Genomic DNA, 13,067 nt, shown 5'->3' on the forward strand with positions numbered 1-13,067 from the left:
CTTATGGCTTTATGGTTAAAATGGTTATCGCTTCGCTTATGGTTTTATGGTTAAAATGGTTATCGCTTCGCTTATGGCTTTATGGTTAAAATGGTTATCGCTTCGCTTATGGTTTTATGGTTAAAAAACGGTTCGCAAAGCGTGATTATGCGTCGCTTCGCGCCAATCCCGTGGAAAGAACGGGACTTCGGAGCACCTCAGCCATAAAACCATAGAACAATAAAACAATTGAAAAAAATTACGAATGCGCCTCGCGCCAATCCCGTGGAAAGAACGGGACTTCGGAGCACCTCAGCCATAAAACCATAGAACCATAAAACAATAGAACAATAAAACCCTAAATCCCTAAAACACAAATTATTAAAATATGGACAAGGAAATGATTTTTGCCCCTGGGGGGCGCGAATACACTGCCGATGACTTCCAGGTACTACAAGAGCAAATCAAGCTCATGGAAGCGATATTTGCCGGGCGGGGCGCCTTTGTGCTCAGCGGCTGCGAGGTAGACGCTGCCCTGCCCGAAAGCGCCACCATTGCCCCGGGCAAGGTATACATCGAAGGCGTGATTGTGAGTTTTGCTGGTGCCACCGGAGTAGACCTCAGGGCAGGCAACGTGGCTTACCTCACGGCACGCCCCGCAGTAGACGATGCGCCCAAGGGGGGAGGCATAGTAGCCGCCTGGAACACCCGCCGCAACTACTCGGTAGAATTGGTGACCACCCCGCCTGCTTCGGGCGAATACATCACTTTTACCAATGCAGGAGGAAGCAAAAAAATGCTGATTACCGAGCTGGAAGCCAAACCCCGCCACGAATGGAACGGCTCCCAATTGCGCTTTGAAAACAAAGACGGCAGCTGGGGCAATTATGTAGACCTCAAGGGCGAAAAAGGGGACAAAGGCGACCAGGGAGTTACCGGCGCCACTGGCCCACAAGGAGCCCAGGGCATTCAGGGTGTGCAAGGACCCAAAGGAGATACGGGCGCTACTGGCCCCCAGGGACCAACCGGCGCGACTGGTGCCCAAGGACCGCGGGGGTATACGGGAGCTACTGGACCCCAGGGACCTGCCGGAAGTGATAGTGGGATGGTGTTTAATGGACCACTCACTGGACATACTGGAACACAGTTTCTACCAATAGGCAATGCATCCCAAGTACTTAAAGTTACTTTTCCTGGTGGCTATGTGGGATATATTTCAGCTGCTTATAGTAATGGTTTTTAAAGTTACCTGATTAGCATTAATAAAGACTTACTTTTGAGTTGATGATTGGAGAAACGCTGTGTTATGCTACTAATATTCCCTACAGAAGTCAAATACAAAGCTGAAATCATAGGTGCCCAAAGAGCGGGTTTTCAAGGTGCGTATTACAACCACCAACACATGCTCTCAGGAGCTATGGCGTTGATGCTGGCTCAAGTGCCCGCTTATGCCCAGCCTATGCCCGCCATGTTGCGTAGCTTTGTAATGCCGCCTCATGCTTATACTGCCATATACGAGCACTTGGCAGAAGAAAAGAACCTCTACCTGATAGACACCCCCGAACAACACCTCGAGGTGTGCTCGGTAGTCAATCATTATGATAAAATCAAGGCTTGGTGCCCCCAAACGGTGTGGATAGACGGCGAGGCGGCGCTAGACGAAGCAAAGCTAGGCGCGGCACTCAGCGCCTTTGGCAAAGAAGGCAAGTGCCTCATGCTCAAAGACTACATGCGTTCGGCAAAATACCAACGCGAACACCCCTACGACGTAGCCGACCACACCGACCTTGCTCAAGCCCAAGCCGCTATGGTCAATTTTAAGGCGCACCACCAAGGAGTGATCAATGGTGGTTTTGTGTTCTCTGAGTACATTCCCGACTTGCGCGTGGTGCACGATCATCCCTTCCCGATGACCCACCAGCCTATGTACGAAGAGTACCGCTTGTTTTTTTTGCAACACGAGCTATTGCTTGCCACCAATTATTGGGAAGAAATGCCCGATTATTCGCACCAATTGACCGACAAAGAGTTGGAGCCCTTCAAGGAGGTAGCAAAAACTATAGACTCTAACTTTTTTACGCTCGATGTGGCACGTCGGCAAGACGGCAGCCTGGTGATTATAGAACTCAACCCTGGGCAATTGGCAGGCATAGACTATAACCGCCACCACGAATTTTACCAAAAAATGCGGGAACATTTGCAAGTAGTGGCAGAATAGGCGACTGCTATTGGCAAGTTTTTGATGTCGGCGAAAGTAATAGGATGTATGTCAGGAGAAATAGGTAAAAGAAAATCACTGCTGTCAATTTGAATCACTTCAGTGATTACGAGCAAGGTATGGCTGTGTTCAATGCAGTAAAAGAAATGAGATAAGTTGGAGGAGCAAAGCATTCATTTAGCATAGTGAAATACTAAAAATGGGTAGATGGTGAATGATTTTGTAGAGTTATTTAAACTTCTTTTTCCAGTACTTCTTCTAACAAGTCTTTACAAATCTTTACTTTTTGCTGAAAATTGAGCCAAGCAACTGCATAACCCAAGCCTACAAAACCTAAAGATGCCAAAAGATACCATAAGTTATGTTCGGCGAACAACAAGAGCATTCCCAGGATTAAACTAAACACCAGAGCTACCGACATAAAAAAACGGGTGCCTTTAAGCAGGGTATAGTCAATAAATAAAATACAACCTTTAGACGTAGACTCAATTTTGCCATCAATTACAGGCATAAAAGATTCCGGATAAGTGACTTTACGTGAAATGCGAAATCCAGCTTCTTGAATGACTCCTCTAAAAGGATAATCCTGCTCTAAACTACGGGCAGGTAACAGCCAGTGCTCAGAAAAAGCATCTTCTTTTACCTTGGCAGGCTTAATGGCAGCTTCTAGCTTGTGTGCAATTTCATCAATAGTATACCCTGAAACAAATACAGAGCTTTGGCGGGGGAAAAGTTTCATAATGTGTTAGAATATTTTAACTGTCAGTTCATAATAAATAGTCAGGAATCTTAGGAATGGTGTAAAAATAAATTTCTATAGTAACGCTAAAATATTTTGTTACTAGACGCGGCACGGCAATATCCAGTGGATATTGAGCGAGCTTGAGGGATGGTCGGCTAATAGCATCGCTATTCGGCTATTTTTTAACAAAGTATAGCCTCAAAAGATGAGGTTAAGAATGCGTATTTATTTTGGTACCATTCCTTAGTAAGTAAGTGGACAAAATTAAATATATCTAATATGCAAGTATAACTATCATATTATGAGAGAGTTATCTTTACTTGTAGCTTATAGCTTGCTGCTACTTAAGTGGACAAAATTAAATATATCTAATATGCAAGTATAACTATCATATTATGAGAGAGTTATCTTTACTTGTAGCTTATAGCTAATTGCTTGCTGCTACTTATTGTCAAGATAATAATTAATTCATTAAAAACTAAAAAGCTATTTGGGTTTTTAATGAGAGATTAATAGAAAATAGATAGAAGCAAATCAACTGTAGATTTGAATCTGTAACTTGTCTTCTGTTGCGACAAAATTCATACCCTTGTCTACTCCAAATAACACCCAAATAGCTTATCAATGCTTATTTTATCGTTATTGTATAGCAATGCAAGATATTTCCACATTGACATCCTTGGGTAGTCGGCTTACCTCTACCGTTTCGCGGGCTGGTGCATCTTCGCCAAAATAACTACCATAAACTTCATTAATACGCCCAAAGTTATTCAGGTCTTTTACAAAAATAGAGCATTTGGCAATATTAGAATAGTCCATATTAGCTGCTTTGAGTACTGCCCCCAGATTTTTCATTACTGCGTGGGTTTCATCCTCTATGCTGCCCTCTATTACTTTTCCGTCTATCAGTGCTACCTGTCCTGAAACATACAAAGTACCATTTACTAAAATTGCTTGGTTGTAAGGTCCTACTGGAGCAGGTGCATCGGCAGTTGTGATAACAGTTCTAGCCATTGTTTGTTTTTTTATGTTTGAAAATAGTCGAAATGGTTATTAACAATAGTCCACAGCCCCGACAGGGGCAAGCTTCAAGCGACAAGTCGCAAGTCCTTAGATACCGATGAATATCGGTGCTACACCCTGTTCCACAAGTAACCACACTTTTGTATTACACTGATTTTCAATTGTTTACAAAAAGTGTAGTTAGAAGCTTTCAGGCGATAGTCCAATGTTGTTTTCCCCAAGCCTTGGTTGGCTGAAAGTAGTGGGAGCGTCTTTAGTCCACAGTCGATGGTCGATAGTGGCTGATGCACGCATAAAGTCTCTACTAAGGAACCGAACGTAGGGAGTCCTTAGGAACGGTGTCAAAATAAATTTACATTCTTAACCTCATCTTTTTTGGACATGCTTCGTTAAAAAAATATTTCCTTAAACTATAGAACTTTATTTTTGCATCGTTCCTTAGATGCTGGTATACATCGGCATCTAAAGACTTGTGACTTGTACCTCGTAGCTCGAATTACTAACCATTTATGCCAAAACTACTTTTTTTTTGAGATTTACCAGCATATCTTCTACCATAGTTGCCAAATTATACTGGTGCTGCCATCCCCAATCCTGGCGTGCTTGCGTGTCATCAATGCTATCTGGCCAAGAGTCAGCTATTTGCTGGCGTCCGTCAGGTTTGTAACTTATGGTAAACGCTGGAATATGCTGCTGAATAGCCTGAGTGATTTCTTTAGGAGAAAAGCTGATAGCTGCCAGGTTATAGCCTGTACGTGTCTTGATTTGATTGGCAGGCGCATGCATCAAATCCAAGGTTCCTTTTACAGCATCGGGCATATACATCATAGGTAGGTAAGTGTCTTCAGACAAGAAGCACTCATAGGCATTGTTTTCCAGGGCTTTATAAAAAATATCCACAGCATAGTCGGTGGTACCTCCTCCTGGCAAAGTGTTGTAACTAATCAACCCAGGGTAACGCAAGCATCGGGCATCTACTCCAAACTTATCGAAGTAATAGTTACACCAATGTTCGCCGGCTTGTTTACTAATACCATACACTGTCGTAGGATTGATGATCGTTTGTTGAGGAGTGTTTTGTTTGGGAGTATCAAAACCAAACACCCCAATAGAACTCGGAAAATATATCTTACTTAATTGTTTTTCGCGGGCAATCTCCAGTACATTGAGTAGGCTTTCCATGTTGAGTTTCCAGGCAAACAAGGGATTTTGTTCACCTTTGGCAGACAGCATTGCTGCCAGGTGGTAAATTTGAGTAATTTGGTATTTATTTACCAAATCAGCCATTTTTTTGCCATCCATTGCATTCAGTTCTTCAAAAATACCCTGTTCTTTAAATGCAGGATCAGCACAGTGAATATCAGTAGCAACGACATGATGCTCACCATAAATGTTTCTTAAAGCAACCGTCAACTCCGTGCCTAATTGTCCACACGCGCCAATTACTAAAATATTTTCCTTAGTAGTCATAAATACTTCTATATTATTAAACTATATTATTTTTTGTATATATAAAGTGCAAGCAATACAGGAAGATGCCTGTATTAGTGATCATATAACCATAGTTATTTACTGCAATATATTAAATATAACTATACAAAGATATATTTTGATATATTGACGAAAAATGAACTGAAAAGATTGTTTTAATGAACAATTAATGCAGGGTATATAATTTTGATTAACTATATAATTACCTTACAAAAATGGATTTTGAGGAATTTTTAAAAAATAAAAAAATTGACGAAAATTTGTTCAAAGAAAAAGAACATGCGCGTTGGCAAGAGTGGAAAACTCTTTTTGAGCAGATGCACCCAAACAGTTTTACTGCCCAAAAAAAGTTTTTAATCAATGATATACGCCGAAAGTATTTGTTGAAAGAGTAGGGATTTACAGGGTGGCTTCCCAAAGCTGAGTAAGCTCTACAAAGTTGTCTACCGATAATTGTTCTGCTCTTTTACTGAGCATTTCATTGGTTTTAAGTGTGTCTGGCAATTGGATAGACTTAAGAGCATTACGCAGGGTTTTTCTACGATTGTTAAAACCCTGTTTTACAATTCTCTTAAAGAGTTTTTCATCGCAATCAAGTTTTTTTACCTTATTTCTTTGCAAAGATATTACCCCAGAGTACACCTTGGGCGGAGGATTGAATACATCGGGAGGAACCGTAAAATCGTAGCTAATATTGTAGTATGCCTGCAGCAATACACTTAGGATGCCATAAGTTTTACTACCTGGTTGGGCAGCTATGCGTTCAGCCACCTCTTTTTGTAGCATACATACCACTTCCTGCACTTGGTCTCTGTGGTCGAGTACCTTAAAAAATATTTGAGAAGAAATATTGTAAGGAAAGTTGCCTATAATACCTATAGGTTGTTGTTTAAAGAGTGCCCCCAAGTCAATATTCAAAAAATCTCCTTCTGTAATATAAGGTACCAAAGTTGGGTAGTGCTTATGCAGGTATTCTACCGACTCAGTGTCTATTTCTATTATATGAGTCTGAAAATTGTCAGATTTTACCAAAAAATCGGTCAAAACCCCCGTTCCAGCGCCTATTTCTACTATAGTTTTATAACCATTGTGCTGTTGCACCTGATTTACAATGCGTTCAGCAATTGACAAATCGGTTAGAAAATGTTGTCCCAGGTGTTTTTTAGGCTTGACCATATTCGAAATTATGCATATTTGATAATTAGTACTAAATTGAAATGCTTATTTGAAAAAGCCTTTACAACAGGTAAGGCAGATAAGCATCCGAAAAACAAAACTAAGCAAACCATTGCTTCATTTAGCTTAATCAAGACAAATATTATAGATTTGTAGCCCAAAATCGACAAATACTTATGCAAGTAAACCTTTTATACCGTTCAGATATTAACGCAAGTCAAAACCTTGTAGTAATTGTGCAAGACCTTCAACAGGCACAGTCTTATTGTGCCAGCGAACAAGTATGGCAATATCTGCAGAAACAAGTAAAAGACGAAAATAAAGAAAAGGTCAAGCTGATTCATCTCAATCAGTTTACCCACCATACCTTTGTGTTGTATAGCCCTCCACAAAACAAGGCTGCCTATTATCTCAAAGAGAGCTATAGAAAAAAAGGACACGAAATAGCCTCTATACTCGCCAGAGAAGATTTATCTGATTTGCAAATAACCAATGCGATAACAAGTGATCTTGTGTATGAAGCAGTATTAGACGTGGCAGAGGGCATTTTGCTAAGTACGTATCATTTTTTGAAATACAAATCAGACCCTCGAAAACTTCACCCACTTGTGCAATTGACATTGTCGGGGCAAGGATTGACTGAAGATAAAATAACCACATTGAACAATATTGTTCAGGGAACTTTTGCTGCGCGTAATTTGGTAAATGAGCCATTTGTGTATTTGACAGCCCCGCAATTAAGCGAAGAAATTAAAAAACTGGGTAAAGAGGCAGGCTTTGAAGTAGAAGTGTTTGACAAAGCACAAATACAAGCCCACAATATGGAAGGCTTGCTTACAGTAAATAAAGGAAGCCTTGATCCTCCTACTTTTAATATATTGACACATAAGCCTGCCAATGCCGTTAATGAGCAACCTTATATTTTGGTAGGCAAAGGGGTGGTGTATGATACAGGAGGACTATCGCTTAAGCCCACGGGCAATTCTATGGACTTTATGAAGTCAGACATGGGAGGGGCGGCCGCCGTAGTAGGCAGTTTGTATGCTTTGGCAAAAAACAACGCCCCTGTGTATGTGATAGGTTTGATACCTGCTACTGACAATCGCCCAGGACAAAATGCCATTGCGCCAGGTGATGTGATTACATACAGCAATGGCAAGAGTGTAGAAATAATGAATACCGACGCTGAGGGAAGATTAATTTTGGCAGATGCTTTGATTTATGCGGCTAGGTTTAAACCCCAATTGGTGCTAGATTTTGCGACCCTTACTGGGTCGGCAGTGCGGGCTTTAGGCAACCATGCCATGGTAATGGTGGGTACCGCCGAAAGAGATATAAAGAGTCAATTGCTTAACAGTAGTGAGCAGACCTATGAGCGTATGGTAGAGCTGCCTTTGTGGGAAGAATATGGCGAGCCACTTGAGTCAGACATTGCTGACATAAATAACTTGGGCATATCTGAAGCACAAGCCATTATCGCAGGAAAGTTTTTGGAGCATTTTGTAGACAATTACCCTTGGATACACTTAGACATTGCAGGCACTGCCTATTTGCATAAGCCTCAAACTTATAAAGGTAAAAACGGAACAGGGTCAGGAGTACGTTTGATGTATCATTTCTTGACAAATCTGGTAAATTAATTACTATATAAAATAGGAGGGGGGAGGTTCGCTTCCAGTTCTAAACCAAAATACAAGCAAGTTTTATGTCAACAGAAGATAATAAACCCATCATTGGAATCACCATGGGAGATTACAATGGTGTAGGTACCGAGGTAATACTAAAAGCCCTTGCTAATAAAAGAATTCTGAAAATATGTACGCCCGTGATTTATGGGTCAATGGCGGTAATATCTAAATATAGAAAAATACTCAAGTTGGACAGCTGGTATATTAATCAGGTGAATCGGGTCACTCAAATTAGTTTTAAAAAAACAAATTTGGTGCATTGTACCAAACAGAAAAACCCAGAAATAGTACCTGGAAAAGTGAGTCAACAAGCCGGAGAGTTTGCCTTAGAGTCAATCGAGGCTGCTACTAAAGATTTAAAGCAAGGGTTGATTGATGCAGTAATCACTGCCCCTATTAATAAACATACAATTCAAAGCCCTGATTTTGACTTTCCGGGGCATACTGAATACTTTACTACTCAAGCAAACATTACCGAAAGCCTCATGATGATGGTGTCTCCTTCCATGAAGGTAGCGGTTTTTACCGGGCACGTGCCATTGGCAGAAATAAGTCAACATATCACCCGTGATAAGATGTTCTCAAAAGTTGCCTTGCTACAAGCTACGTTACAAAAAGACTTCAATATTCAAAAGCCAAAAATAGCTGTGCTAGGGTTGAACCCACACGCAGGCGAAGAAGGGATGTTGGGTAATGAAGAACAACAAATTATTAAACCAGCGGTGATAGAAATGAAAAAGAAAGGAAACCTCGTCTTTGGGCCTTACCCGGCAGATGGTTTTTTTGGTACTCATGACTACAAAAAATTTGATGCAGTGTTGGCAATGTACCACGATCAAGGGCTGATACCGTTCAAAACTTTGGCCTTTGCAGATGGGGTAAATTATACTTGTGGGCTTCCTTTTGTAAGAACCTCTCCTGACCACGGCACAGCTTATAAAATAGCAGGCAAGAACTTGGCAGATGAGACATCGTTTCGAGAGGCAATTTTTACTGCTTGTGATGTGGTGAAGAACCGAAAACTACAAATGACTGACGAGGCATAAGGCACAAGTAGCTGTATATAATTGTGGTTGTTTGAGTAGAAAACAGTAGAGAGACGACATATAGATAGCTAAAATATTTATATGAGCCCATATATTTTTTTTAATTAAAATTATCTCACTAAATTTGCGCATTCATTTTCAAGGCATAAACTGTGAAAGAAATAGCAAACTATAATATAGAGTTATTTAAGATGGCTCTGGGAAAGCATCGCTACGAGTTTAATTCACGTAGTGATTTTTTTACTGCTTTTCCCAACAGTTTGGTTCAAAAAGGTGAATTTAATGTACTATTAGACCTGGAAAAGTCTGAAACGCTGTTAAAACTCGATTTTCAAATTCAGGGTAAACTTGAGTTAGAGTGTGATCGTAGTCTTGAATTGTTTGATTTTCCTTTTGAGGAAGAAAGAAGCCTCATTCTAAAATTTGGAGATCATAGTGAAGCGTTGACGGATGAAATCGAAATCATCAATCGCGACAAACAAACAATCAATATAGCCCAATATGTGTATGAGTTCATTGGATTAGCTATTCCAATGAAAAAACTGCATCCAAAGTTTCAGCAAGAAGAGGGTTTAGAAGACATAGAAGACGACGAAGAAAACTCTACATTTGTGTATAGTTCTAAATCATCTGATAGTACCAAGCAAGTCGACGAAGAGGACGAGGTAGACCCTCGTTGGCAAGCACTTAAAAATCTAAAAAATAAAGATTAATTAGATTTAATTTTTTCAAAACATTAAAAAAATAGTAGTGTCATGGCACATCCAAAACGAAAAATTTCGAAACAACGACGCAACAAACGTAGAACTCACTATAAAGCAACTGAGCGTACTATAGCTGTTTGCCAAAACACTGGCGAGGCTCACTTGTACCACCGTGCCTACGTAGTTGACGGCAACCTTTACTATCGTGGTAAAATGATAGTTGAAGACTACGAACCTATCGCTTAAAATCCTTTTTTCTTTTCTTTTACAAAAAAGTTTACAATATTAAAAAGTAATATTATGTAAACTTATTACAGGTTTAAATGCAAAAGCTGGATATGAGAGTTGCAGTAGATGCAATGGGTGGTGATTTTGCCCCTGATGTTGTTGTTAAAGGATCTTTATTGGCCTCAGAAGAGGTGAATAAGAACACTAAAATTGTTTTGATTGGGCAAGAAAAGGCAGTACGAACTGCCTTTTCCCAACAAAGCCAACCCATCCCATCCAATATAGAAATTATAGATGCCCCCGATTTTATAGAAATGGGCGAAAATCCCATTAAAGCATTACAAAAAAAGCCTAAGTCCAGCATTTCTGTTGGGTACAACCTCCTTAAAAATAAACAAGTAGATGCTTTTTGTAGCGCAGGAAACACTGGTGCTATGATGGTTGGAGCTATGTTTAGTGTTCAATTGATCCCTGGTATTATTCGTCCGGTCATTATGGCGTATGTACCCAAAGTAAGTGGTGAAAAAGGAATTATACTAGATGTAGGCGCTAACACAGACTGCAAACCCGATATATTAGCTCAATTTGCGCAATTAGGTAGTTTGTTCTGCCAGCATGTATTAAAAATACCTGTTCCCAGAGTAGGGCTTATAAACCTTGGAGAAGAAGAGGAAAAGGGAAATTTGGCTGTCAAAGAAGCTCACAAGTTATTGACAAACCATAAGCATATCGAGTTTGTTGGAAATATAGAAGGTAGAGGTATTTTTCTTGATAAAGCTGATGTGTTGGTCTGTGACGGATTTGTAGGTAATGTGGTGGTGAAAATGGCGGAATCAATGTTTGATATTATAAAAAAACTGGGAATTAGTAATGAGTTTTTTGATGACTTTAACTCAGACGTTGTAGGAGCCAGCCCTATTTTAGGAGTAAATGGTAATGTGATAGTTGCACATGGAGCATCAAACGATCTTGCGATTAAAAATATGATCCTGTTAGGACAGCAAATCACTGAAAGCAATATCACTGAGGAAATCAGAGAAAGTTTTATTGTTGAATCATCAGTGAAGTAAAAATACCTGATTTTTACGAATACACCCTTAATCCAAAAAAATGCCATGACAAAATTAAGAGCTGCTATTACCGGAGTGCAAGGATATGTTCCAGATTATATACTAACCAATCAGGAACTGTCTAAGATGGTAGATACCAATGATGAATGGATTACTACTCGTACAGGAATAAAAACAAGAAGAATACTCAAAGGAGAGGGCTTGGGTACTTCCCACATGGGAGTCAAAGCAGTGCAGGGATTGTTGGAAAAGACGAATACTAAAGCAGAAGAAATTGACCTGCTTATTTGCGCCACTACCACTCCTGACATGGTCTTTCCGGCTACAGCCAATCTTATAGCAGATGGAGTAGGAGCAACCAAAGCCTTTAACTACGACGTACAAGCAGCTTGTTCAGGATTTTTATACTCACTATTTACTGCAGCACAGTTTATAGAAACTGGCATGTATAAAAAAGTAGTAGTGGTGGGTGCCGATAAAATGTCATCTATTATTGATTATACTGATCGTACAACCTGCGTGATTTTTGGTGATGGAGCTGGTGCAGTCTTGTTAGAAGGCGATGATAGTGGGGTTGGAATACAAGATGCAGTGCTGCAGTCTGATGGGTCGGGCTGGAAACACTTGCACCAAAAAGCTGGTGGGAGTCGTCGTCCACCCACTAAAGAAACGGTAGAAAATCGTGAACATTTCGTATACCAGGAAGGCAAGCATGTGTTTAAACATGCCGTAACAAACATGGGATCTTCAGTTGTAGAGTTGATGAAACGTAATAATCTGACTACTGCTGATGTAGACTGGTTAAATCCACACCAGGCAAACATGCGCATTGTAGATGCTACAGCAAAAAGCATGGGATTGGATGAAGGGGTGGAATCTGATAAAGTAATGATGACCATTAGCAAATACGGAAACACTACCAGTGGTACGCTTCCTTTGAATTTTTGGAACTATGAACCTCAGCTTAAAAAAGGAGACAATGTTATATTGGCTGCTTTTGGTGGAGGTTTTACTTGGGGAGCGGTATACCTTAAATGGGCTTATGATGGTCAGGAAATAGCAAAGCGGGAAGAATATAAACACTTATTACCAGGTTCTTAAGAAATATACACATTAAGTATAAAAAACAGAATACTTATGAAAGCAAAAGAAATCAGAGATTTAATAGATTTTATTTCCAAGTCGGGGCTTGCTGAAGTAAATATAGAGTCAGATGACTTCAAAATTAGCATTAAGCGAAACACTCCGGTAAATGTAACTGAGGCTCCAGCTACTTTGGTAGCTGCTCCTACAGCAGTCACTACTCCAGTAGCTACACAAGAGAATAGTGTAGCACCAGCACCTACAACAGAAGTGCCTGCAAGCAATGGTAACAACAATGCGGTGGATGAGTCAAAGTTGATTGCTGTAAAGTCACCAATGATTGGTACTTTCTATCGATCTTCAAGCCCCGAAACTCCTCCATTTGTCAATATTGGCGATACGGTAGAGGCTGGAAAAACTGTTTGTATCATTGAAGCAATGAAGCTATTCAATGAAATTGAATCTGATGTATCAGGGACAATAGTCAAGGTGTTGGTTGACAATGCTACACCTGTAGAGTATGACCAACCTCTGTTTTTGGTAGAGCCTAACTAAATTGGATTTTACCATTTTATATATTGCAGACTAGTTTAAATACACTACCTCACATTATTTATTC

Annotated in this window: 14 protein-coding genes; 10 read left to right on the forward strand and 4 right to left on the reverse strand. The window is 40.1% G+C overall.

Annotation, left to right across the window (positions count from 1 at the left end; all coding sequences use genetic code 11):
* Positions 1-367: 367 nt before the first annotated feature.
* Together Q0954_RS15455 and Q0954_RS15460 are read left to right on the forward strand one after the other, a co-directional pair.
* Positions 368-1,222: a hypothetical protein gene (locus Q0954_RS15455; protein WP_299458368.1), complete on the forward strand. Its 855-nt coding sequence runs from the start codon at positions 368-370 to the stop codon at positions 1,220-1,222.
* A gap of 63 nt (positions 1,223-1,285) precedes the next feature.
* On the forward strand, positions 1,286-2,197 hold the full coding sequence (locus Q0954_RS15460; protein ID WP_299458370.1) for an ATP-grasp domain-containing protein: 912 nt from the start codon (positions 1,286-1,288) through the stop codon (positions 2,195-2,197).
* Between the two features lie 232 nt (positions 2,198-2,429).
* On the opposite strand, the gene Q0954_RS15465 is transcribed toward Q0954_RS15460, so the two are convergent.
* From Q0954_RS15465 to Q0954_RS15475, 3 genes are all read right to left on the reverse strand, one after another.
* A complete protein-coding gene (locus Q0954_RS15465; protein ID WP_299458372.1) occupies positions 2,430-2,936 on the reverse strand; it encodes a hypothetical protein in 507 nt (168 codons plus the stop codon).
* Between the two features lie 642 nt (positions 2,937-3,578).
* On the reverse strand, positions 3,579-3,953 hold the full coding sequence (locus Q0954_RS15470; RefSeq protein WP_299458375.1) for a Rid family detoxifying hydrolase: 375 nt from the start codon (positions 3,951-3,953) through the stop codon (positions 3,579-3,581).
* Between the two features lie 516 nt (positions 3,954-4,469).
* Positions 4,470-5,432: an NAD-dependent epimerase/dehydratase family protein gene (locus Q0954_RS15475; protein ID WP_299458377.1), complete on the reverse strand. Its 963-nt coding sequence runs from the start codon at positions 5,430-5,432 to the stop codon at positions 4,470-4,472.
* 236 nt (positions 5,433-5,668) lie between these two features.
* On the opposite strand from Q0954_RS15475, the gene Q0954_RS15480 reads away from it, so the two are divergent.
* Entirely contained in the window at positions 5,669-5,848 is a 180-nt protein-coding gene (locus tag Q0954_RS15480) for a hypothetical protein (RefSeq protein ID WP_002698408.1), read from the forward strand.
* 4 nt (positions 5,849-5,852) lie between these two features.
* Here Q0954_RS15480 and rsmA read toward each other — a convergent pair whose 3' ends face one another.
* Positions 5,853-6,629 carry a 16S rRNA (adenine(1518)-N(6)/adenine(1519)-N(6))-dimethyltransferase RsmA gene (gene rsmA / locus Q0954_RS15485; protein ID WP_299458380.1) on the reverse strand — a complete coding sequence of 259 codons (777 nt, stop codon included), beginning with the start codon at positions 6,627-6,629 and terminating at the stop codon, positions 5,853-5,855.
* Between the two features lie 176 nt (positions 6,630-6,805).
* On the opposite strand from rsmA, the gene Q0954_RS15490 reads away from it, so the two are divergent.
* The 7 genes from Q0954_RS15490 to accB all read left to right on the forward strand — a co-directional run bounded on the left by Q0954_RS15490 (position 6,806) and on the right by accB (position 13,003).
* Positions 6,806-8,269 carry a M17 family metallopeptidase gene (locus tag Q0954_RS15490; RefSeq protein ID WP_299458381.1) on the forward strand — a complete coding sequence of 488 codons (1,464 nt, stop codon included), beginning with the start codon at positions 6,806-6,808 and terminating at the stop codon, positions 8,267-8,269.
* A gap of 65 nt (positions 8,270-8,334) precedes the next feature.
* The gene (gene pdxA / locus Q0954_RS15495; protein ID WP_299458382.1) at positions 8,335-9,363 is read left to right on the forward strand and encodes a 4-hydroxythreonine-4-phosphate dehydrogenase PdxA; all 1,029 of its coding nucleotides are present in this window, start codon (positions 8,335-8,337) and stop codon (positions 9,361-9,363) included.
* Between the two features lie 152 nt (positions 9,364-9,515).
* Complete coding sequence (locus Q0954_RS15500; RefSeq protein WP_299458383.1) at positions 9,516-10,076, forward strand: DUF177 domain-containing protein; 561 nt, start codon at positions 9,516-9,518, stop codon at positions 10,074-10,076.
* Positions 10,077-10,118: 42 nt separating this feature from the next.
* Complete coding sequence (gene rpmF / locus Q0954_RS15505) at positions 10,119-10,313, forward strand: 50S ribosomal protein L32 (protein WP_045113766.1); 195 nt, start codon at positions 10,119-10,121, stop codon at positions 10,311-10,313.
* A 92-nt stretch (positions 10,314-10,405) separates the two neighbouring features.
* The gene (plsX, locus tag Q0954_RS15510; RefSeq protein ID WP_299458437.1) at positions 10,406-11,365 is read left to right on the forward strand and encodes a phosphate acyltransferase PlsX; all 960 of its coding nucleotides are present in this window, start codon (positions 10,406-10,408) and stop codon (positions 11,363-11,365) included.
* Between the two features lie 45 nt (positions 11,366-11,410).
* Entirely contained in the window at positions 11,411-12,466 is a 1,056-nt protein-coding gene (locus Q0954_RS15515; RefSeq protein ID WP_299458387.1) for a beta-ketoacyl-ACP synthase III, read from the forward strand.
* A 36-nt stretch (positions 12,467-12,502) separates the two neighbouring features.
* The gene (gene accB, locus Q0954_RS15520) at positions 12,503-13,003 is read left to right on the forward strand and encodes an acetyl-CoA carboxylase biotin carboxyl carrier protein (protein WP_299458389.1); all 501 of its coding nucleotides are present in this window, start codon (positions 12,503-12,505) and stop codon (positions 13,001-13,003) included.
* Positions 13,004-13,067: the final 64 nt, after the last annotated feature.

Origin of the sequence: uncultured Microscilla sp. (assembly GCF_947493425.1) — a bacterium.
In the GTDB taxonomy this organism is placed as follows: domain Bacteria; phylum Bacteroidota; class Bacteroidia; order Cytophagales; family Microscillaceae; genus Microscilla.

Bases quoted from the DNA above. Each gene is read 5' to 3' on its own strand.
- Q0954_RS15480 (WP_002698408.1), top strand. From the start codon at position 5,669: ATGGATTTTGAGGAATTTTTAAAAAATAAAAAAATTGACGAAAATTTG.
- Q0954_RS15490 (WP_299458381.1), top strand. From the start codon at position 6,806: ATGCAAGTAAACCTTTTATACCGTTCAGATATTAACGCAAGTCAAAAC.
- Q0954_RS15515 (WP_299458387.1), top strand. From the start codon at position 11,411: ATGACAAAATTAAGAGCTGCTATTACCGGAGTGCAAGGATATGTTCCA.
- Q0954_RS15470 (WP_299458375.1), bottom strand. From the start codon at position 3,953: ATGGCTAGAACTGTTATCACAACTGCCGATGCACCTGCTCCAGTAGGA.
- accB (WP_299458389.1), top strand. From the start codon at position 12,503: ATGAAAGCAAAAGAAATCAGAGATTTAATAGATTTTATTTCCAAGTCG.
- Q0954_RS15455 (WP_299458368.1), top strand. From the start codon at position 368: ATGGACAAGGAAATGATTTTTGCCCCTGGGGGGCGCGAATACACTGCC.
- rpmF (WP_045113766.1), top strand. From the start codon at position 10,119: ATGGCACATCCAAAACGAAAAATTTCGAAACAACGACGCAACAAACGT.
- pdxA (WP_299458382.1), top strand. From the start codon at position 8,335: ATGTCAACAGAAGATAATAAACCCATCATTGGAATCACCATGGGAGAT.
- rsmA (WP_299458380.1), bottom strand. From the start codon at position 6,629: ATGGTCAAGCCTAAAAAACACCTGGGACAACATTTTCTAACCGATTTG.
- Q0954_RS15465 (WP_299458372.1), bottom strand. From the start codon at position 2,936: ATGAAACTTTTCCCCCGCCAAAGCTCTGTATTTGTTTCAGGGTATACT.
- Q0954_RS15475 (WP_299458377.1), bottom strand. From the start codon at position 5,432: ATGACTACTAAGGAAAATATTTTAGTAATTGGCGCGTGTGGACAATTA.
- plsX (WP_299458437.1), top strand. From the start codon at position 10,406: ATGAGAGTTGCAGTAGATGCAATGGGTGGTGATTTTGCCCCTGATGTT.
- Q0954_RS15460 (WP_299458370.1), top strand. From the start codon at position 1,286: ATGCTACTAATATTCCCTACAGAAGTCAAATACAAAGCTGAAATCATA.